Source organism: Pseudomonas sp. LFM046, assembly GCF_000949385.2.
Lineage (GTDB): Bacteria > Pseudomonadota > Gammaproteobacteria > Pseudomonadales > Pseudomonadaceae > Metapseudomonas.
On the sequence record NZ_JYKO02000001.1, the window covers coordinates 5,380,625 to 5,401,939 of the forward strand.

General features: G+C 64.6%; 18 protein-coding genes. 11 read left to right on the top strand and 7 right to left on the bottom strand.

Translation table 11 applies throughout. From position 1 onward, the window contains the following. The first annotated feature begins 107 nt into the window (after positions 1–107). Positions 108–2,543, top strand: a complete 2,436-nt coding sequence (locus TQ98_RS24710) for a penicillin-binding protein 1A (protein WP_177410196.1) — start codon at positions 108–110, stop codon at positions 2,541–2,543. Between the two features lie 57 nt (positions 2,544–2,600). Here TQ98_RS24710 and TQ98_RS24715 read toward each other — a convergent pair whose 3' ends face one another. From TQ98_RS24715 to rpmE, 4 genes are all read right to left on the bottom strand, one after another. Further along, positions 2,601–3,869 (bottom strand): malic enzyme-like NAD(P)-binding protein, encoded by a 1,269-nt coding sequence (locus TQ98_RS24715; protein WP_044870827.1) that lies wholly within the window; start codon positions 3,867–3,869, stop codon positions 2,601–2,603. A 99-nt stretch (positions 3,870–3,968) separates the two neighbouring features. Further along, positions 3,969–5,423 (bottom strand): M48 family metalloprotease, encoded by a 1,455-nt coding sequence (locus TQ98_RS24720; RefSeq protein WP_044870826.1) that lies wholly within the window; start codon positions 5,421–5,423, stop codon positions 3,969–3,971. After that, positions 5,420–6,220: a thermonuclease family protein gene (locus TQ98_RS24725; RefSeq protein ID WP_044870825.1), complete on the bottom strand. Its 801-nt coding sequence runs from the start codon at positions 6,218–6,220 to the stop codon at positions 5,420–5,422. Before TQ98_RS24725 ends, TQ98_RS24720 begins: the two co-directional genes overlap by 4 nt. A 26-nt stretch (positions 6,221–6,246) precedes the next feature. Continuing rightward, entirely contained in the window at positions 6,247–6,459 is a 213-nt protein-coding gene (rpmE, locus tag TQ98_RS24730) for a 50S ribosomal protein L31 (RefSeq protein WP_028629801.1), read from the bottom strand. A gap of 166 nt (positions 6,460–6,625) precedes the next feature. On the opposite strand from rpmE, the gene TQ98_RS24735 reads away from it, so the two are divergent. The 10 genes from TQ98_RS24735 (at position 6,626) to TQ98_RS24780 (ending at position 19,384) form a co-directional block, all read left to right on the top strand. Next, positions 6,626–8,848, top strand: a complete 2,223-nt coding sequence (locus TQ98_RS24735) for a primosomal protein N' (RefSeq protein ID WP_177410197.1) — start codon at positions 6,626–6,628, stop codon at positions 8,846–8,848. 137 nt (positions 8,849–8,985) lie between these two features. Continuing rightward, on the top strand, positions 8,986–10,725 hold the full coding sequence (gene argS / locus TQ98_RS24740; protein ID WP_044870823.1) for an arginine--tRNA ligase: 1,740 nt from the start codon (positions 8,986–8,988) through the stop codon (positions 10,723–10,725). 6 nt (positions 10,726–10,731) lie between these two features. Continuing rightward, a complete protein-coding gene (locus TQ98_RS24745; protein ID WP_044870822.1) occupies positions 10,732–11,451 on the top strand; it encodes an SPOR domain-containing protein in 720 nt (239 codons plus the stop codon). A gap of 95 nt (positions 11,452–11,546) precedes the next feature. Continuing rightward, positions 11,547–12,077 (top strand): ATP-dependent protease subunit HslV, encoded by a 531-nt coding sequence (gene hslV, locus TQ98_RS24750; protein WP_044870821.1) that lies wholly within the window; start codon positions 11,547–11,549, stop codon positions 12,075–12,077. A gap of 29 nt (positions 12,078–12,106) precedes the next feature. Beyond that, positions 12,107–13,444, top strand: coding sequence for an HslU--HslV peptidase ATPase subunit (gene hslU, locus TQ98_RS24755; RefSeq protein ID WP_044870820.1), 1,338 nt, complete (start codon positions 12,107–12,109; stop codon positions 13,442–13,444). Between the two features lie 58 nt (positions 13,445–13,502). Continuing rightward, positions 13,503–13,877 carry a DUF971 domain-containing protein gene (locus tag TQ98_RS24760; RefSeq protein ID WP_044870819.1) on the top strand — a complete coding sequence of 125 codons (375 nt, stop codon included), beginning with the start codon at positions 13,503–13,505 and terminating at the stop codon, positions 13,875–13,877. A gap of 275 nt (positions 13,878–14,152) precedes the next feature. Beyond that, positions 14,153–15,832 carry a class II poly(R)-hydroxyalkanoic acid synthase gene (gene phaC, locus TQ98_RS24765; protein WP_044870818.1) on the top strand — a complete coding sequence of 560 codons (1,680 nt, stop codon included), beginning with the start codon at positions 14,153–14,155 and terminating at the stop codon, positions 15,830–15,832. Between the two features lie 151 nt (positions 15,833–15,983). Then, entirely contained in the window at positions 15,984–16,841 is an 858-nt protein-coding gene (phaZ, locus tag TQ98_RS24770; RefSeq protein ID WP_044870817.1) for a poly(3-hydroxyalkanoate) depolymerase, read from the top strand. A 171-nt stretch (positions 16,842–17,012) separates the two neighbouring features. Beyond that, the gene (gene phaC, locus TQ98_RS24775; RefSeq protein WP_044870816.1) at positions 17,013–18,695 is read left to right on the top strand and encodes a class II poly(R)-hydroxyalkanoic acid synthase; all 1,683 of its coding nucleotides are present in this window, start codon (positions 17,013–17,015) and stop codon (positions 18,693–18,695) included. 74 nt (positions 18,696–18,769) lie between these two features. Next, the gene (locus tag TQ98_RS24780) at positions 18,770–19,384 is read left to right on the top strand and encodes a TetR/AcrR family transcriptional regulator (RefSeq protein WP_044870815.1); all 615 of its coding nucleotides are present in this window, start codon (positions 18,770–18,772) and stop codon (positions 19,382–19,384) included. Positions 19,385–19,432: 48 nt separating this feature from the next. Here the strand turns inward: TQ98_RS24780 and TQ98_RS24785 are convergent, their stop codons facing one another. From TQ98_RS24785 to TQ98_RS24795, 3 genes are all read right to left on the bottom strand, one after another. After that, on the bottom strand, positions 19,433–20,329 hold the full coding sequence (locus tag TQ98_RS24785) for a phasin family protein (protein WP_044870814.1): 897 nt from the start codon (positions 20,327–20,329) through the stop codon (positions 19,433–19,435). A 10-nt stretch (positions 20,330–20,339) separates the two neighbouring features. Next, positions 20,340–20,780, bottom strand: a complete 441-nt coding sequence (locus TQ98_RS24790) for a phasin family protein (protein ID WP_044870813.1) — start codon at positions 20,778–20,780, stop codon at positions 20,340–20,342. Positions 20,781–20,956: 176 nt separating this feature from the next. Further along, entirely contained in the window at positions 20,957–21,232 is a 276-nt protein-coding gene (locus TQ98_RS24795; protein WP_044870812.1) for a polyhydroxyalkanoic acid system family protein, read from the bottom strand. Positions 21,233–21,315: the final 83 nt, after the last annotated feature.

The following is a 21,315-nucleotide window of genomic DNA, read 5'->3' on the forward strand; positions in this document are numbered from 1 at the left end:
GCAAATGGCTCCCTCGGAAAAAAAACGCTTATAATGTGATCGGCTTTTGCCTTTTATCATCAGCTTCCGCTTAACTCATTCTTTTATCTGGAAATCCACAAGCCTTGATGCGCCTGCTGAAGTTTTTCTGGTGGTCCTTCGTTGCCGTTTTCTGTGGCCTGTTGCTCAGTTTCAGCGGCGCCTACCTCTATCTTAGCCCTAGCCTTCCGTCAGTCGATTCGCTGCGTCGCATTCAGCTGCAGATCCCGCTGCGCGTGTACAGCAGCGATGGCAAGCTGATCGCCGAATTCGGCGAGATGCGCCGCTCCCCCGTGCGCTTCGCGGACATTCCGCCGGACTTCATCCAGGCCCTGCTGGCTGCCGAGGACGACAATTTCGCCAATCATTATGGCGTCGACCTCACGAGCCTGATGCGCGCTGCCACGCAATTATTGAAGACCGGGCACATCCAGACGGGCGGTAGCACCATCACCATGCAGGTGGCGAAGAACTACTTCCTCACCAGCGAAAGAAGTTTCTCCCGCAAGATCAATGAAATATTGCTGGCCCTGCAAATTGAACGGGAACTCAGCAAAGACGAAATTCTTGAACTTTATGTGAACAAGATCTACCTCGGTAACCGCGCCTACGGTATCGAGGCAGCCGCACAGGTTTACTACGGCAAGTCCATCCGCGAGATCAGCCTGGCACAGATGGCCATGATCGCCGGCCTACCCAAGGCACCGTCGCGCTTCAACCCGCTGGTCAACCCGGCCCGCAGCAAGGAACGCCGCGACTGGATCCTCGGCCGCATGTACAAGCTCGGCCGCATCGACGAGGCCCGCTACAAGCAGGCCATCAGCGAGCCGATCGACGCCAGCTACCACGTTCCCACCCCGGAACTGGCCGCCCCCTATATTGCCGAAATGGCTCGCGCCGAAATGGTCGGCCGCTATGGCAGCGACGCCTACACCGAGGGCTTCCGCGTCACCACCACCGTCCCGAGCAATCTGCAGGAAGTCGCCAACACCGCACTGCGCGAGGGGCTGATCGACTATGACCAGCGTCACGGCTACCGCGGCCCGGAAACCCGCCTGCCCGGCATGACCAAGGAAACCTGGCTGCAGGAACTGGGCAAGCAGAAATCCCTTGGCGGACTCGACCCAGCCATCGTCACCCAAGTGGAGAAGAGCGGCATCCTGGTGCTGACCCGCAGCGGCAAGGAAGAGGCCGTCAGCTGGGACAGCATGAAATGGGCCCGCCCCTTCCTCAACACCAATAGCCTCGGTCCGCGCCCGCAGCAACCGGCGGAAGTCACCCAGGTCGGCGATCTGATTCGGGTGCAGCGCCAGGCCGACGGCAGCCTGCGCTTCGTCCAGCTGCCGGCCGCCCAGAGCGCCCTGGTCTCCCTCGACCCGAACGACGGCGCCATTCGCGCCTTGGTGGGCGGCTTCTCGTTCGAGCAAAGCAACTACAACCGCGCCGCCCAGGCCAAGCGTCAGCCGGGCTCCAGCTTCAAGCCCTTCCTGTATGCAGCAGCGCTGGACAACGGCTTCACTGCCGCCAGCCTGGTCAACGATGCCCCTATCGTCTTCCAGGAAGCTGGCATGGAAGAAGCCTGGCGACCGAAGAACGACAACAACACGTTCCTTGGTCCGATCCGCCTGCGGGAAGCCCTGTACAAGTCGCGTAACCTGGTATCGATCCGCGTTCTCCAGGCCATCGGCATCGACTATGCGCTGAACTACGTCAGTCGCTTCGGCTTCAACAAGGATGACCTGCCGCGCAACCTCTCCCTCGCCCTGGGTACCGCCAACCTGACTCCGCTGGAGATCGCGGGTGGCTGGAGCACCTTCGCCAACGGCGGCTACAAGGTTCAGCCGTACCTGATCGAGCGCATCGAAAGCCGTGACGGCAAGACGCTGTTCGTTGCGAACCCGGCGCGCGTCCCCCAGGGCGAGACGCCCTCCAACGAGATCGCACAAAGCAGCGCGGCACCGGATACGCTGCTGGCCTCCGCCGCCGCCGCGGCACCGCAGAGCCAGGCACCCGCCGTCGCCGAACGCATCATCGACCCGCGCACCACCTACATCCTCAACAGCATGCTGCAGGATGTGATCAAGCGCGGTACCGGCCGCCGAGCCCTTTCCATGGGCCGCAGTGACATCGCCGGCAAGACGGGCACCACCAACGAATCCAAAGACAGCTGGTTCTCCGGCTACAACTCCGACTTCGTCACCACTGTCTGGGTCGGCTTCGACCAGCCGGAAAGCCTTGGCCGCCACGAGTACGGCGGCACCGTGGCCCTGCCGATCTGGATGAGCTACATGGGCGCCGCGCTGAAGGACAAGCCGGCCCACGTCCAGCCCGAACCGGCTGGCCTGCTGACCCTGCGCATCGACCCGCTCAGCGGTCGCGCGGCGACTCCGGGTACGCCGGATGCCTTCTTCGAGCTGTTCAAGAGCGAAGACACGCCGCCGCCCATGAGCGAGTTCGAGCCCGGCCTGGCCATTCCCGGCAGTCCGCTGCCAGCCGACGAAGCCGCGCCGATCGACCTGTTCTGACGAACAGGCGCCCAATAAAAAGCCCCGCATCAGCGGGGCTTTTTATTGGGACTCGGCTTAGCCGTTGAACACTTCATCCACCGACTTCAGCGGATAGTGCTTCGGATAGGGCAGGGTCGCTACGCCGGACTCGATGGCGGCCTTGGCAACGGCATCGGATACGACGGTGATCAGGCGCTTGTCCATGGGCTTCGGAATGATGTACTCACGGCCGAACTCCAGGGAAGCCACACCGTAGGCGTCGCAGACGTCCTTCGGCACCGGCAGCTTGGCCAGGTCACGCAGGGCCACGGCAGCGGCAATCTTCATTTCTTCGTTGATGCGGGTGGCGCGAACGTCCAGAGCACCGCGGAAGATGAAGGGGAAGCCCAGCACGTTGTTGACCTGGTTCGGGTAGTCGGAACGACCGGTGGCCATGATCACGTCGCTGCGGGTCTCGTGAGCCAGCTCCGGCTTGATTTCCGGGTCCGGGTTGGAGCAGGCGAAGACGATCGGGTTGGCCGCCATGCGCTTCAGGTCTTCCGGGCTCAGCAGGTTGGCACCGGACAGGCCGACGAACACGTCCGCGCCATCGAGGGCTTCGGACAGGGTGCGCTTCTCGGTCTCGTGGGCGAACACAGCCTTGTACTGGTTCAGGTCGTCACGGCCAGCGTGGATCACACCCTTGCGGTCGATCATGAAGATGTTCTCGACCTTGGCACCCATGCTCACCAGCAGCTTCATGCAGGAGATGGCGGCTGCGCCAGCGCCGAGGCAGACGATCTTGGCGTCAGCCAGGTCCTTGCCAGCGATTTCCAGGGCGTTGAGCATGCCGGCCGCGGTCACGATGGCGGTACCGTGCTGGTCATCGTGGAATACCGGGATGTCGCACTGCTCGATCAGGGTGCGCTCGATCTCGAAGCACTCCGGCGCCTTGATGTCTTCGAGGTTGATGCCGCCGAAGGTGATGGAAATGCGCTTGACGGTGTCGATGAAGGCCTGCGGGCTTTCAGCGTCCACTTCGATGTCGAATACGTCGATACCAGCGAAGCGCTTGAACAGGACGCCTTTGCCTTCCATTACCGGCTTGGAGGCCAGCGGGCCGAGGTTGCCCAGACCGAGAATCGCGGTGCCGTCGGAAATAACCGCTACCAGGTTGCCCTTGCCGGTGTACTTGAAGGCCAGTTCGGGATCGCGCGCGATTTCGCGTACCGGCTCGGCGACGCCCGGGCTGTAAGCCAGCGACAGGTCGCGGGCGGTGGCGGTCGGCTTGGTCAGCTCGACGCTGAGTTTCCCGGGGCGGGGTTGGGCATGGTATTCGAGAGCGGCCGTTTTCAGATCAGACATTTTGGCATTTCCGCTTTTGCTTGTGACAGACGTGACCGGCGAGCATACGCAAGATGCCGGGGGCTAACAAGACCGTTCAGTCACCGGCCGTCAACCCCTCTAACGTAAGACTTTAAGCCAGTCTCCAGGCTTTGGCTCGCCGATTGGATACAAATTATTGAGCAATCGGATACGATTTTCCAGATCCGCCTGAGTCCCCGGTAACTTGCTGTCCCGGGCCAGGCTGGCAATGGTCTGACCGGACTTCACCTGGATCACATGGAGGCGCAGCGGCTGGGCCAGGGCCAGTTCTTCCTTCTTCAGTGGACGGAAGCTCCGGATCACCGCCATGAAGTTGTCGTCCTGGCTCTCCAGGGAGGCCTGATTGCGAATGGCGCCCACAAAGAGGTACACCTTGTCGTCCTTGTAGATCACCGCCACGCGCCGGGCCGGGCTTCCGGGCATCACGGCGGTCGCGCCCTGAAGACCCGCCAGCTGCAGCGGCTCTTCCATGTTCAGACGCTGCCCCCTGGCTTTCCTCCTCAGGTATTCCGCCGGCTCCATGGCCGGCTTCTGTCCATCCAGCGTCAGGGCAATAAAGGCCTGCTGATCCGGACTGTGGGTGATCACCGCATCAGGGCGATTGACCAGGCCCCAGCCGTTCGGGAAGTGCAGCGTGAAATTCAGTTCAGCGTGGTAGAAGTCTTGGCCGCGGCGCACGCCGGTTTGCTCCGAATCGCCGAAGGGCAGGCCCTCCAGATGCTTGAGGAAGACCTCACGATTCACGACCTGGTTGCCACCGACCAGAGCGCGAGCCGGACCGACCACCTGCTGCAGACGCTTGTCATTATCCGGGTGGGTATCGAACAGACCGTGGTAGCTCGATGGCGGAGCCGACTGCCCCTTGCGCCGAGCCTGGTCCTGGGCGAACTCCTCCTGATTCTTCAGCACCTCGACCACTTCGATCATGGCCTGCGGGTCGTAGCCGCTGCGCGCCAGGTACTGGGCGCCGAGTCCGTCGGCCTCCAGCTCCATGTCGCGGCCGTATCCACGCACGAAAGCGGTTCCCAGCACATTGGTCAGGTCGCCCGCAGCGCCAACGCCGGTGCCGATGGCCACCGCCTGGCCGAGAATGTTCCAGGCGGTGGACTGGCTCTGCTGCTGCACGCTGTGCCGCGCCGTCACATGACCCACCTCGTGCCCCAGCACGGCGGCGAGTTCGGCTTCCGACCCCAGGTACGCCAGCAGACCGCGATGGATATAGATGTAGCCACCCGGCAGGGCGAAGGCGTTGATGTCCGGCGAATCGACGACGGTGAACTGGTAAGGAATGTTGGCGCGGTGGCTGTGGCTGGCTACCCGCTGCCCCACCTGCTGGACATAGGCCTGGAGCTGGTCATCGGCGTAGCGCGGATTCTGCTTGGCAATTTCCTGGTTGTAACGGCGGCCGAGATCCAGTTCCTGCTGCTCGCTCATCATCACGAAGTTGGTCTTGCCAGTGGCTGGGTTGACCGCACAACCGGCCAGGAAGGAGGGAGCCAGCAGCAGCGCCAGAGTGAGCGCGGGCCATTTCATCGAAGTACCTCAAGCATTGCGTGATGGGTGAGCGGAAGCATCCAGCGGGATTCTCCAGTATTTACGCCGCCCCTTCGCGCACGGTCAATTACCCAGCCCCGCGCTTCCACCCGCCGCCCCACCAGGCGCTCCAGCGCGGCGACATCGAACTGCCGCAAACGCTTCGGCTCGATCCGCAGCACCAGCGGACCGTCCAGCCGGACCCAGACCCCGCCGCGATTGCGCTCCACCTTGACCACTCGCCCCTGTAACAGCGCAAAGCCGGACTGACGCAGTTGCCAGGGCGACTGCTGGGGCGGCCTGCGCCACAGACCACGCCCGGCCCGACGCGCCTCTCGCTCGGCGACGGCATGACAATCGCTGAGAGCGGCGTTCGGGGCGATGGCGACATGGAAGCCCAACCCTTCAGCGAGCAGACGCTCCTCCAGGTTGCGACCACGGCTGTCATAGAGATGAGCGAGGGTGCGACCGTACCGGTCTCGTGGCTCACTCCCCAGGCGCAGGCCAACGCGGCCGTCACTGGATTTCACCAGTTCGGCCAGACGCCTGCGAGCCGCCTCTGCGTAGGGCTCTGCTGGCCGCCCCTTGCGAGCAAGCTCGGGCGCATTCAGACCGATCAGACGAACATTTCGGCCGTCAGATAGGCGCAGAGTGTCACCATCGACGACCTTGAGGACTTTGTAGGAAGGCACTCTGCCCGGGACCGGGCAGGCGGCCTGAAGGGAAAAACTCAGGACCAGAAAAAAGAAAAAGGCGCCTGTCAAAGGCGCCTTTTTCGTCAGCGGGGACTTGGCCATTCGGCCTTCCCGGGCTGTTCGGGCACTTACTTGGTGCCGAACACACCGAAACGCTGCTTGAAGCGATCGATACGGCCGCCGGTGTCCAGCACTTTCTGCTTGCCGGTGTAGAACGGGTGGCACTCGGAGCACACGTCGAGGCTGATGTTCTTGCCGAGGGTGGAGCGGGTCTTGATGACGTTGCCGCAGCTGCAAGTGGCTTCGATCGCTACGTATTCGGGATGGATTTCCGGTTTCATTGCTTGATCCTCAGGTCTGGCGTGCCGCCACCCGACCCTATGTCGAGCACCGCACGGAAACAGGCGGCGGATGATACCAGAGTGAGGGGGTGTTGCAAGGTGCCGGCCGCACCGGCTGTCGCACGGAGCCATGCTAAGATCGCGGCTTTTCACCCGGGATCGCCCCTTGTCCGACGCCCCCATCCTGCGCCTCGCCCTGCCCTCGCCCCTGCGCCGCCTGTTCGACTACCGGGCGCCGGCTGGCGTGCCCCGCGCTGCCCTGCAGCCGGGGGTGCGCCTGCGGGTGCCCTTCGGCCGCCGTGAGATCATCGGCGTGCTGGTCGAACTGGCCGAGACAAGCGAGGTGCCGGCGGACAAGCTCAAGCCCGCCCTGGAGCTGCTGGACAAGCATCCGCCCCTGCCGCCCGCGCTGTTCAAGCTGTGCCTCTGGACGGCCCAGTACTACCAGCACAGCCTGGGGGATACCCTGAGCTGGGCGCTGCCGGTACTGCTGCGCCAAGGCGAACCGGCCGAGGCGCGGCAGGAGCGCTTCTGGCATGCCGTCCCCGGCGCCAGCCTCGACGACCCGCGCCTGGCCCGAGCACCGCGCCAGCGCCAGGCCCTGGCGACCCTCGCCCAGCACCCCCACGGCGTGGCCCACCAGCTGCTTAGCCAGCTCCAGCTGAACAAGGACAGCCTGGATATTCTGCTGGACAAGGGACTGGCGCGAGTCGAAGTGCGCCGTCAGGCCTCCAGCGAACGCCATGGCCCTCTGCTGGCCCAGCCGGAGCTGCCGCTCAACCCCGAGCAGCGCGCCGCCTTCGACGCGGTGCACGCCTCCTTCGGCAGCTTCAATGCCCTGCTGCTGGCGGGGGTCACCGGCAGCGGCAAGACCGAGGTCTACTTGCAGCTGATCCGCCAGACCCTGGAAGCCGGCAAGCAGGCCCTGGTGCTGATTCCCGAAATCAATCTCGGCCCCCAGACCCTGGAGCGCTTCTCCCGCCGCTTCAATGCACGCATCGCCCTGCTCCACTCGGCGGTGAACGATCGCGAGCGCCTGGATGCCTGGCTGGCCGCTCGGGACGGCGAGGCCGACATCATCATCGGCACCCGCTCCGCGCTCTTCACGCCCATGAAGAATCCCGGCCTGATCATCATCGACGAGGAGCACGACGCTTCCTATAAACAGCAGGAAGGCCTGCGCTACCACGCCCGCGACCTGGCTCTGGTACGCGCCCGCCAGGACAACATCCCGATCCTGCTGGGCTCGGCCACGCCGTCCCTGGAAAGCCTGCAGAACGCCCATGCCGGTCGCTACGGCCTGCTGCGCCTGACCCAACGCGCCGGCGGCGCCAAACAACCGCGCTTCCTGCGCCTGGACGTGAAGAGCCTGCCCCTGGACTCCGGCATCTCCATGCCCCTGCAGCAGGCCATCGCCCAGACCCTGGCCGCCGGCCAGCAGGTGTTGGTGTTCCTCAACCGTCGCGGCTTCGCCCCCACCCTGCTGTGCCACGACTGCGGCTGGATCAGCCAGTGCCCACGCTGCGATGCGCGCATGACTCTGCACCAACGCTTCAACGAACTGCGCTGTCACCATTGCGGCCATACCCAGCGCCAACCGCCCAGTTGCCCCGACTGCGGGCGCGTGGATCTGCGCCCAGTGGGCGCCGGCACCGAGCGCGCAGAGGAGCGCCTGTCGATCCTTTTCCCGAAAACCCCGGTGTTGCGCATCGACCGTGATAGCACGGCGCGCAAGGACGCCATGGACAAGCTGTTCGCCACCATCCAGCGCGGCGAGCCCTGCATCCTGGTGGGCACCCAGATGCTCGCCAAGGGGCACCATTTCCCCCGGGTCACCCTGGTGGCCATCCTCGATGCCGATGGCGGCCTGTTCTCCGCCGACTTCCGCGCCAGCGAGCGCATGGCCCAGCTCATCGTCCAGGTGGCGGGCCGTGCCGGGCGCGCCGAAGAGCCGGGGCGGGTGATCATCCAGACCCACCTGGCCGACCACCCATTGCTGGTGCAGCTCACCGAGCAGGGTTACTTCGCCTTCGCTGAGCAGGCCCTCTCCGAGCGGCGCGCGGCCGGCCTGCCACCCTTCGCCCATCTCGCCCTGCTGCGTGCCGAAGCGCACAAGCCCGGCCAGGCGGAGGACTTCCTCGACAGCGCCTGCACCGAAGCGGAGCACCAATTGGCCGACCTGGGCCTGAATGGCGTGGAATTGCTGGGCCCGGTGCCCGCCCCCATGGAACGACGCGCCGGCCGCTACCGTGCGCAGCTGCTGCTGCAGGCCAACGCCCGGGCGCCGCTGCACCGCCTGCTGACGCCCTGGAGCCAGGCACTGGAGCAGTTGCCCGGCGGCCGCGCCGTGCGCTGGTCCCTGGATGTCGACCCCATCGACCTGTTCTAGCCCCGACCGCTCGGCCGACAGCACCAGGCCGTGCTTGCGGCTTGCGGCTTAAAACTTGAAGCTGCGGCCGCAGGCCGCCGATAATGCACAGTTTTCAACCAGCGCCAGCCCTTCCCGGGTGGCCGGAAGAGCAGAAGATGAAAGACACCATTCGCCAGCTGATCCAGCAAGCCCTGACCCGACTCGCCAGCGAGGGCGTGCTGCCCGAGGGCCTCAGCCCGGCCATCCAGGTGGAAAACACCAAGGACAAGAGCCACGGCGATTTCGCCAGCAATATCGCCATGATGCTGGCCAAGCCCGCCGGCATGAAGCCGCGCGACCTGGCTGAGAAGCTCATCGCCGCCCTGCCCCAGGACGACCAGGTGACCAAGGTGGAAATCGCCGGCCCCGGCTTCCTCAACTTCTTCCAGAACACACAGGCCCTGGCCCAGCGCCTCGAAGCCGCACTGGCTGACGATCACCTCGGCGTGCGCAAGAACGGCCCGCAGCAGCGCGTGGTGGTCGACCTCTCGGCGCCGAACCTGGCCAAGGAAATGCACGTCGGCCACCTGCGCTCCACCATCATCGGTGACGGCGTCGCCCGCGTGCTGGAGTTCCTCGGCGACACCGTAATCCGCCAGAACCACGTGGGGGACTGGGGCACCCAGTTCGGCATGCTGCTGGCCTACATGCAGGAGCAGCCGGTCGGCAGCGACGCCGAGCTGTCGGACCTGGAATCCTTCTACCGCGCCGCCAAGAAGCGCTTCGACGAATCCCCCGAGTTCGCCGACCGCGCCCGCGAGCTGGTGGTCAAGCTGCAGGCCGGCGACCCCGAGTGCCTGAGCCTGTGGACCCGTTTCAACGACATCTCCCTGAGCCACTGCCAGGCCGTCTATGACCGTCTGGGCGTGAAGCTCACCATGGCCGACGTGAAGGGCGAGAGCGCCTACAACGACGACCTGCCCAACGTTGTCGCCGACCTGCGCGCCAAGGGCCTGCTCACCGAAAGCGACGGTGCCCTGTGCGTGTTCATGGACGAGTTCAAGAACGCCGAAGGCAACCCGCTGCCGTTGATCGTGCAGAAGGCTGGCGGTGGCTACCTGTACGCCACCACCGACCTGGCCGCCACCCGCTACCGCAGCGGCGTGCTCAAGGCCGACCGCGCCCTCTACTTCGTCGACCAGCGCCAGGCCCTGCACTTCCAGATGGTCTTCGCCTGCGCCCGCCTGGCGGGCTTCGTGGCCGACAGCTTCGACATGGAGCACATGGGCTTCGGCACCATGAACGGCGCCGACGGCCGTCCGTTCAAGACCCGCGACGGCGGCACCGTGAAGCTGATCGACCTGCTGGATGAAGCCGAGCAGCGTGCCTACGACCTGGTGAAAGCCAAGAACCCCGAGCTGGACGAAGCCGAGCTGCGCACCATCGCCCGCGCCGTGGGCATCGGCGCGGTGAAGTACGCCGACCTGTCCAAGCACCGCACCAGCGACTACAGCTTCAACTTCGAGCTGATGCTGAGTTTCGAGGGCAACACCGCGCCCTACCTGCTCTACGCCTACACCCGCGTGGCCAGCGTATTCCGCAAACTGGGCAAGGACTACAGCGAAGTGGACGGCCAGATCATCCTCGCCGCCGATCAGGAGCAGGCCCTGGCCGCCAAGCTGGCCCAGTTCGCCGACACCCTGAACAACGTCGCCGAGAAGGGTGTGCCCCACATTCTCTGCGCCTACCTCTATGACCTGGCGGGTCTGTTCTCCAGCTTCTACGAGAACTGCCCGATCCTCACCGCCGAGGACCAGGCCACTCAGCAAAGCCGCCTGCGCCTCGCCGCGCTGACCGGCCGCACCCTCAAGCAGGGCCTGGAACTGCTCGGCCTGCAAACCCTGGAACGCATGTAACGGACTATGGCGAAGAAAAAAACCACCCCCCCCAAACGCGGCGCAAGCCGCTACCAGGCGCCGGCGAAGAAACCGGTGCCTGGCTGGGTCTGGCTGGCCATCGGATTGGTCATCGGTGGCTTTGTGGTGTTCCTGAACCAGCTCGAGCCCGGCCGCGACGAAGTGCGCCGGACCAAACCCGAGCAGGCAGCGGCGGGCACCGCCGGCGGGAAGGCCGGCAGCGACGCTGGCAAGGTCCAGGGCAAGCCGACTCCTCCCGCACCACAGGAGCCGGCAAAACCGAAATACGACTTCTACACCCTGCTGCCGGAGTCGGAGGTCATAGTGCCGCCCGAAGCCGTACCCAAGGAAACGCCTGCCACACCGCAGGACCAGAAGCCGGTCAGCCCCGAGGAAGCCGCGAAGCTCGACGCCGCACGCGCTCAGGCCGCCCTCAACGGTCAGTCCGTGCCTCCGCCGCCGGTGGTGGCCAAGGCGCCGGTCACCAACCAGTTCTTCCTCCAGGCGGGTTCCTTCCGCAAGCGCGATGACGCCGACCGGGTGCGCGCCCAGATCATTCTCCTGGGCCAGAACGTCCAGGTGGAATCCGGCACCGTCCGCGAGGAAACCTGGTACCGCGTGCTGGTTGGCCCCTTCGCCAATCGCGAGCAACTCGCGTCGGCACAGAAGCAATTGGCCGGCAGCGGCTTCAGCAATCTGCTGTTACAGCAGCGCCAGAGCCGTTGAGCCGGTAATCACCTTGCCCGGTTGAAAAGCCGGGCAAGGCCCCCCATCTGAGTCTTCATTCGGGCATTCCGCCCCGCTGCGTGGAGACTCTCCCCTTGACCACCATCGTTTCAGTTCGCCGCAACGGCAAAGTCGTCATGGGCGGCGACGGCCAGGTTTCCCTCGGCAACACCGTCATGAAGAGCAACGCCCGCAAGGTTCGCCGTCTCTACCACGGTCAGGTCCTGGCCGGCTTCGCCGGTGCCACCGCCGACGCCTTCACCCTCTTCGAGCGTTTCGAGGGCCAGCTGGAGAAACACCAGGGCCACCTGGTCCGCGCCGCCGTCGAACTGGCCAAGGACTGGCGCACCGACCGTTCCCTGAGCCGCCTGGAAGCCATGCTTGCCGTGGCCAACAAGGATGCTTCGCTGATCATCACCGGCAATGGCGACGTGGTCGAACCCGAGCACGGTCTGATCGCCATGGGCTCCGGCGGTGGTTTCGCCCAGGCCGCCGCCCTGGCACTGCTGCAACACACCGAGCTGTCCGCCCGTGAAGTGGCCGAGACCGCCCTGAACATCGCCGGCTCCATTTGCGTGTTCACCAACCAGAACCTGACCATCGAGGAACTGGACAGCGCCGAGTGAGGCCGCCGTCCTGCAATGGAGCAATTTTCATGTCCATGACGCCCCGCGAAATCGTCCACGAACTCAATCGCCACATCGTTGGCCAGGACGACGCCAAGCGCGCCGTCGCCATCGCCCTGCGCAATCGCTGGCGCCGCATGCAGCTGCCGGCCGAACTGCGCGCCGAGGTGACGCCCAAGAACATCCTGATGATCGGCCCGACCGGCGTCGGCAAGACCGAAATCGCCCGTCGCCTGGCCAAGCTGGCCAACGCGCCCTTCATCAAGGTCGAAGCCACCAAGTTCACCGAAGTGGGCTATGTCGGCCGTGACGTCGAATCCATCATTCGCGACCTGGCCGACGCCGCCGTGAAGATGATGCGCGAGCAGGAAATGCACCGGGTGCGCTACCGCGCGGAAGACGCCGCCGAAGAGCGCATCCTCGACGCCCTGCTGCCCCAGGCTCGCACCGGTTTCGGCGACGAGCAGCCGCGGGAGGATTCCAACACCCGCCAGCTGTTCCGCAAGCGCCTGCGGGAAGGCCAGTTGGACGACAAGGAAATCGACATCGAAGTGGCCGAATCCCCGGCGGGCGTGGAAATCATGGCCCCGCCCGGCATGGAAGAGATGACCAACCAGCTGCAGAACCTCTTCTCCAACCTTGGCAAGGGCAAGCGCAAGGCCCGCAAGATGAAGGTGAAGGAAGCCATGAAGCTGGTGCGCGACGAGGAAGCCGCGCGCCTGGTGAACGAGGAAGAGCTCAAGGCTGCTGCCCTGGAAGCCGTGGAACAGAACGGCATCGTCTTCATCGACGAGATCGACAAGGTGGCCAAGCGTGGCAACGTCGGCGGCGCCGATGTGTCCCGCGAGGGCGTACAGCGCGACCTGCTGCCGCTGATCGAAGGCTGCACCGTGAACACCAAGCTGGGCATGGTGAAGACCGACCACATCCTGTTCATCGCCTCCGGTGCCTTCCACCTGTCCAAGCCCAGTGACCTGGTGCCGGAACTGCAGGGTCGCCTGCCGATCCGCGTGGAGCTCAAGGCCCTGAGCCCGGAAGACTTCGAGCGCATCCTCACCGAGCCCCATGCCTCGCTGACCGAGCAATACAGCGCGCTGCTGAAGACCGAAGGCCTGAATATCGAGTTCGGCGCCGACGGCATCAAGCGCCTGGCCGAGATTGCCTGGCAGGTGAACGAGAAGACCGAGAACATCGGTGCCCGCCGTCTGCACACCCTGCTCGAGCGCCTGCTGGAAGAGGTGTCCTTCAGCGCCGGCGACCTGGCCGCCCAGCACGACGAGAAGCCGATCCACATCGACGCCGCCTACGTGAACAGCCACCTCGGCGAGCTGGCCCAGGACGAAGACCTGTCGCGCTACATCCTCTGACAGGCGCAAAATCCATACAGCCGGCATCAGCCGGCTGTATGTGTTTGGAGACCCCTAAATGCGCATCCCCAGCGGTATCGAACTGCACAAGGCCTCCCGGACCCTGACCCTGAAATACGGGCCGGAGGAAAGCTACACCCTCTCCGCCGAATTCCTGCGCGTGCACTCCCCTTCAGCCGAGGTCCAGGGCCACGGCAAACCCATCCTCCAGTACGGCAAGATAAACGTCGGCCTGAGCAAGCTGGAGCCGGCGGGCAATTACGCCCTGAAATTGACCTTCGATGACGGTCACGACAGCGGCCTCTTCACCTGGGACTACCTCTATCAGCTCGCCACCCGCCAGGAAGAGCTGTGGAACGACTACCTCCAGGAACTCGCTACCGCTGGTCGCTCCCGCGATCCGGACGAATCCGTGGTCCGGCTGATGCTCTGAATGGGTGCAGGCCACGCCCCGCGCCGGTTCGAACCGCCCAAGGTTAGGGCGCATTTTCTAAATACCCGCGACATACTCGCGCCGCAGCGACCTTTCTGTGGCGAACTTGCGCAAACTGACAAACTCGGGTAACCAAGGTCTGGCAGGTTCCATGCATTTGGCAAGGCCAGATACAGAGAAATCAGCGAAGTTCGCTTCGCCTTCCCGGTAACCCGAGCGAGTCAGCGCACTGTTCCGCCAGGGGCTGCTCGACTCAGGACAATGGAGCGTCGTAGATGAGCAACAAGAACAACGAAGACCTGCAGCAACAAGCTTCGGAAAGCACCTTGAACCTCAATCCGGTGATAGGCATCCGTCGCAAGGACCTGCTTTCTTCGGCTCGGATGGTGTTGTTGCAGGCCATCAAGCAACCTTTTCACAGTGCAAAACACGTCGCCCACTTCGGCCTGGAATTGAAGAACGTGCTGCTTGGCCAATCCGGCCTGCAACCGGAAGCCGATGACCGCCGCTTCAATGACCCGGCCTGGAGCCAGAACCCGCTGTACAAGCGTTACCTGCAAACCTACCTGGCCTGGCGCAAGGAGCTGCATAGCTGGGTCGAGCACAGCAATCTCTCCGCGCAGGACACCAGCCGCGGCCACTTCGTCATCAACCTGATGACCGAGGCCATGGCCCCCACCAACTCCATGGCCAACCCGGCCGCGGTCAAGCGTTTCTTCGAAACCGGCGGCAAAAGCCTGCTGGACGGCCTCTCCCACCTGGCCAAGGACCTGGTGAACAACGGCGGCATGCCGAGCCAGGTGAACATGGAGGCCTTCGAGGTCGGCAAGAACCTCGCCACCACCGAAGGCGCAGTGGTTTTCCGCAACGACGTGCTGGAACTGATCCAGTACAAGCCCATTACCGAAAGCGTGCACGAGCGCCCGCTGCTGGTGGTGCCGCCGCAGATCAACAAGTTCTATGTCTTCGACCTGTCGCCGGAAAAGAGCCTGGCGCGCTTCTGCCTGCGCAGCAATCTGCAGACCTTCATCATCAGCTGGCGCAACCCGACCAAGGCGCAGCGCGAGTGGGGCCTGTCCACCTACATCGACGCGCTGAAGGAAACCATCGACGTCATCCTGAAGATCACCGGCGCGAAGGACCTCAACATCCTCGGCGCCTGCTCGGGCGGCATCACCACCGTGGCCCTGCTCGGCCACTACCAGGCCATCGGTGAACACAAGGTCAACGCCTTCACCCAGATGGTCAGCGTCCTCGACTTCACGTTCGACACCCAGGTTGCCCTGTTCGCCGACGAGCAGACCCTCGAGGCAGCCAAGCGCCGCTCGTACCAGGCAGGCGTGCTGGAAGGCAAGGACATGGCCAAGGTCTTCGCCTGGATGCGCCCCAACGACCTGATCTGGAACTACTGGGTCAACAACTACCTGCTGGGCAATGAACCGCCCGCTTTCGACATCCTCTACTGGAACAACGACACCACCCGCCTGCCTGCGGCCCTCCACGGCGAGCTGGTGGAAATGTACAAGACCAACCCGCTCACCCGACCCGACGCCCTGGAAGTCTGCGGCACCCCCATCGACCTCAAGAAGGTCACCTGCGACTTCTACTGCCTGGCCGGCACCACCGACCACATCACCCCCTGGGAAGCCTGCTACCGCTCGGCCCGGCTGCTGGGTGGCAAGTGCGAGTTCGTGCTGTCCAACAGCGGCCATATCCAGAGCATCCTCAACCCGCCGGGCAACCCGAAGGCGCGCTTCTCCACCAACAGCGACATGCCGGCCGACCCCAAGGCCTGGCTGGAAAACGCTACCAAGCACGCCGACTCCTGGTGGCTGCACTGGCAGAAGTGGATCACCGAGCGGTCGGGTAAAACCAAGAACGCCAACTTCACCCTGGGCAACAAGGCCTATCCGGCCGGTGAAGCCTCGCCCGGCACCTACGTGCACGAACGATGAGAAATTGCGCCCTGCGCACCATTGCCCATGGCACCGGGATGTGCCCTGTGCGTCGCCGGCAACCGCCGGCGGCGCCAGCCAGGCACTGCCTGGCGGACTCGGGGGAGGCCGGACGTCTCTCCCGGCTTGCTAATCGATAGGGCTACCGCGCATGCCGCTACCTTTTGTATTCCGAACCATCGAGCTGGACGGCCAGACCATCCGCACCGCCGTCCGCCCGGGCCAGTCGCACATGACGCCGCTGCTGATTTTCAACGGCATCGGCGCCAACCTCGAACTGGTCTTCCCCTTCGTCCAGGCCCTGGACCCGGACCTGGAGGTGATCGCCTTCGACGTCCCTGGCGTCGGCGGTTCGTCCACCCCCAATACTCCTTACCGCTTCTCCGGCCTGGCCAAACTCGCCGCCCGGATGCTCGACTACCTCGACTATGGCCAGGTCAGCGCCATCGGCGTGTCCTGGGGCGGCGCCCTGGCCCAGCAGTTCGCCCACGACTACCCGGAGCGCTGCAAGAAGCTGATCCTCGCCGCCACCTCGGCCGGCGCCATCATGGTGCCCGGCAAGCCCAAGGTGCTCTGGCGCATGGCCAGCCCGCGGCGCTACATCCAGCCGTCCTACGGCGTGCAAATCGCCCCGGACATCTACGGCGGCGCTTTCCGCCGCGATCCCAGCCTGGCCATGGCCCACGCCAGCAAGGTGCGCTCCTCGGGCAAGATGGGCTACTACTGGCAGCTGTTCGCCGGGCTCGGCTGGACCAGCATCCACTGGCTGCACCGCATCCGCCAACCGACCCTGGTGCTGGCCGGCGACGACGATCCGATCATCCCGCTGGTGAACATGCGCCTGCTGGCCTGGCGCATTCCCAATGCGGAACTTCATGTGATCGACGACGGTCACCTGTTCCTGGTGACCCGTGCCGAAACGGTGGCGCCGATCATCATGAAATTCCTCGCCGAGGAACGTCAGCGGGCGGTCATCCACCCCCAGGCCGTTCCGCTGCGCAGTAGCTGAAAGGCTGCCGCCCCCCTATGGGGCGGCGGCAAGGCGCCCGAACCAGACCAGTGCGCCCTGTCATCAACTTGAATTCTGCCCGCGATAGTCTGGAATGCATTTCGGGCTCCTGATGGTACAAGCCTTGCTGTAGACCTCCTGAACCACGGACCGAATACGGAGCGTTGCCCCATGCGAGAAAAACAAGTCCCGGGCACCTTGCCAGTACCTGCCGCCTTCATGAATGCGCAAAGCGCCATCGTCGGGCTGCGCGGTAAGGATCTGTTTTCCACCGTACGCAACCTTGCGCTGCAAGGACTGCGGCACCCGGTGCGCAGTGCGCGCCACATGCTCGCCTTCGGCAACCAGGTCGGCCGGGTCCTGATGGGCGATACGCTGCATCAGCCCAACCCACAGGACAGCCGCTTCGCCGACCCCACCTGGCAGCACAACCCTTTCTACCGTCGTGGCCTGCAGGTCTACCTGGCCTGGCAGAAGCAGCTCAGCGCCTGGATCGACGAGGCTGACCTGAACGATGACGACCGCGCCCGCGCCCGCTTCGTTCTCGCCCAGCTCAGCGACGCCCTGGCGCCCACCAATAGCCTGCTCAATCCGCTGGCGCTGAAGGAGCTGTTCAACACCGGCGGCCTCAGCCTGATCAAGGGCGCCGGGCACCTGCTGGACGACCTGCTGCACAACAACGGCATGCCCAGCCAGGTCACCAGGCACGCGTTCGAGATCGGCCGCAACCTCGCCAACACCCAGGGTGCGGTGGTCTTCCGCAGCGAGCTGCTGGAGCTGATCCAGTATCGGCCCATGAGCGAGAAGCAGTACCTGCGCCCGTTGCTGATCGTGCCGCCGCAGATCAACAAGTACTACATATTCGACCTCAGCCCGGACAAGAGCTTTGTCCAGTACGCACTGAAGAACGGCCTGCAGGTGTTCATGGTGAGCTGGCGCAACCCCGACGCCCGCCACCGCGAGTGGGGCCTGTCCACCTACGTCCAGGCGCTGGAGGAAGCCTTCGAAGTCTGTCGTGCCATTTCCGGCAGCAAGGAAATCAACCTGATGGGCGCCTGCGCCGGCGGCCTCACCAACGCTGCGCTGCAGGGTCACCTGCAGGCGCGCCGCCAACTGCGCAAAGTCAGCAGCGCCACCTATCTGGTCAGCCTGCTGGACAGCGAAGTGGAAAGCCCTGCCACCCTCTTCGCCGACGAGCAGACGCTGGAAGCCGCCAAACGCCGCTCGTACCAGGCCGGCGTGCTGGACGGCAAGGACATGGCCAAAGTCTTCGCCTGGATGCGCCCCAACGACCTGGTGTGGAATTACTTCGTCAACAACTACCTGATGGGACGTCAGCCGCCGGCCTTCGACATCCTCTACTGGAACAATGACAACACCCGCCTGCCGGCCGCTCTGCATGGCGACATGCTGGATTTCTTCAAGCACAACCCGCTGACCCGTTCCGGCGGCCTGGAAATCTGCGGCACCCCGATCGACATGCAGAAGATCACCGTGGACAGCTTCCACGTCGCCGGCATCAACGACCACATCACCCCCTGGGACGCCGTCTACCGCTCGGCCCTGCTACTGGGGGGCGACAGCCGATTCGTGCTGTCCAACAGCGGCCATATCCAGAGCATCCTCAATCCGCCGGGCAACCCGAAGGCCAACTACTACGAGAACGGCAAGCTCAGCTCCGACCCGCGCGCGTGGTACTACGACGCTCGACATGTGCAAGGCAGTTGGTGGTCGGAGTGGCTGGGCTGGATCCAGGAGCGCTCCGGCGAGCAGCGGGACACCATCATGGCCCTGGGCAACCAGGACTACCCGGCGATGGAAGCCGCGCCCGGCACTTACGTACACGTGCGCTGACCCCGAGCGGGCCGCCGGGAGACGTTCCCGGCCGGCCTTTCACCCCTTCACCGAACACCTGACAAGAAGCCTGGATGAAGACCCGCGATCGCATCCTCGAGGCCGCCCTCGACCTGTTCAACCGCAACGGTGAACCCAACGTCACCACGCTGGAAATCGCCACCGAACTGGGCATCAGCCCCGGCAACCTCTACTACCACTTCCATGGCAAGGAGCCGCTGGTGATGGCGCTGTTCGAGCGCTTCCAGGAAGAGCTGGCGCCGCTGCTCGACCCACCGTCCGACGCGCGACTCGACGCCGAAGACTACTGGCTGTTCCTGCATCTGATCGTCGAGCGCCTGTCCCAGTACCGCTTCCTCTTCCAGGACCTGTCGAACCTCGCCGGACGCCTGCCGAAGCTGGCCCGAGGCATACGCGCCTGGCTGAACCACCTCAAGCGCACCCTGGCCGCCCTGCTGGCCCGGCTCAAGGCCGAGAACCAGTTGGTCAGCGACACCGAGTCCCTCGGCCAGCTGGTGGAGCAGATCACCCTGACCCTGCTGTTTTCCCTCGACTACCAGCGCGTGCTCGGCAGCGACGGGGAAAATCGTCTCGTGGTCTATCAGGTGATGATGCTGGTCGCTCCGCATCTGCGCCCTGGTCCCCGGCATGCCGCCGAGAGCCTGGCCAGACGCTATCTGGACGCCTGAAACGCAAACGCCCGGACAAGCCGGGCGTTTGCGTCATACCGACAAGACTCAGGACTGACTGGTCGGCGGTACTGCCGGAGCAGCCGGGGCCGGTGCGGCCGGAGCCACGCTCGGAACCGGGGCGGCAGCGGCGGCCGGAGCGGCAGCCGGGGCCGGGCTCGGAGCCGGAGCAGGAGCAGCAGGCTTGGCGGCCTTGGGCGCTGCAGGCTTCTTCACAGCTGGCTTCTTCGCGGCAGCGGGTTTCGCCGCTGCAGGCTTGGCCGCGGCGGCCGGCTTGGCAGCGGGCTTCGCTGCGGCAGGCTTGGCGGCGGCAGCCGGTTTGGCGGCGGCTTTCGCAGCGGGCTTGGCAGCTACTGCCGGCTTGGCGGCGGCTTTCGCGGCGGGCTTGGCGGCCGGTTTGGCAGCAGCAGGCTTCGCGGCAGCGGCCTTGGGTGCCGGCTTGGCAGCGGCAACCTTGGCAGCAGGCTTGGCGGCAGCCGGCTTGGCAGCGGCTTTGGCGGCCGGCTTGACCGACTTGGCCGAGACGCCGGTGAGTTTCTCGAGCTGCTTGGTCAAGGCATCCACCTTGCCTTGCAGGTCCTTCACTTCACCGCGGCTGGGGACGCCGAGACGGGAAATGGCGCTGTTCAGACGCTTGTCGAAAGCCTCTTCCAGCTCGCTCCACTTACCGATCGCCTTGCCCTTGACCTCTTCGACCTTCGACTTGGCCGTGCCGACGCGGGAGCCGACCCTCGACTTGACCGCGTCTACCTGCTTGTCCACCTCGGTCTTGGCCTGCTTTTCAGCCTTCTCGCCATCCTTGACCAGCGTATCGAACAGCTTGGAGCCGTCGTTGCTGATCTTCGAGTAGGCCCCCAGGCCAGCCAGCCAGATCTGGCGCGAGTATTTCTCGATCTCGCCGATCCAGGAGTTGGTGTCTTTATCGGTTTTTTTCTTGCCAGCCATCCTGCTCTCCTTATTTGGTTCGCGCGACGTGCTCGAGCAACGCGCTCAGCTCATCAAGCTTAGCAGAGAGTGCTTCAACATCCTGACGGGAAGGGATACCGAGGCGGTTGAGGGCGCTGGCTACGCGGTTGTCGAAGGCCTTCTCGATCTTGTCGAGTTGTACTTCGACCTTTTCCTTCACGCCGTTGACGCTGTTCTTCACGCTGTCGAACTGGCTGTTGGCGGCCTCGACCTGCTCGTCCACCAGCTTCTTGCCCTGCTGCTCGACGCCTTCGCCGGCCTTCACCAGCTCCTTGAAGTAGTCGACGCCTTCGGCGCCGGCCTTGGCGTAGGCACCCAGGCCAGCCAGCCAGATCTTGCGGGCATAGAGCTTCACGTCTGCCAGGACGGTGGACTTGCTTTCGACGCTCTCGACTTTCTCGACTTTCTTCTTGACGGCTACTTTGGCCATGGTGCACCTCACGCGGTGAAGGTAGATGACTCGCCCTTTTTGAGGACTTATGCGCAAGGTATCGGGGAAAATTAGAAACCGCATACTAGGTGCGGAAGAGGCAATCCGAATGGAGCGCCGGCAGGAGCGTATTCATTCGCGAAGGGCCGCAGCGCGGCCCTCTGAGGCAGACCGACTCAGGCCAGATACTCGTCCAGCGCCTTCTCGATCTCGCGCTTGATCATGCCGCCCATGGCCGACAGCAGCAGGCCCAGCTTGACCTCCACACGTACCTTGTCGGCACCCACCTCGATCTGGCCATCGGCACCGCTGCGCCTGAACTCCAGGGTGTCGCCGCGCCACTGGTAACGCACGTCGTACTCGCGCGCCAGGCGCTCGGCCAGCTTCTCGGCCTTCTCACGCACAGCCTCGTGGCTTAGAGCGTGCGAACGCTCGACATGGATACGGGACATGGATGGACTACTCCTGCTGCGACCTTTGGTCGCGCGAATATACCAGCCCGCGTGGGCGCAGGTCGCACCCCGCGCCCTCCGCC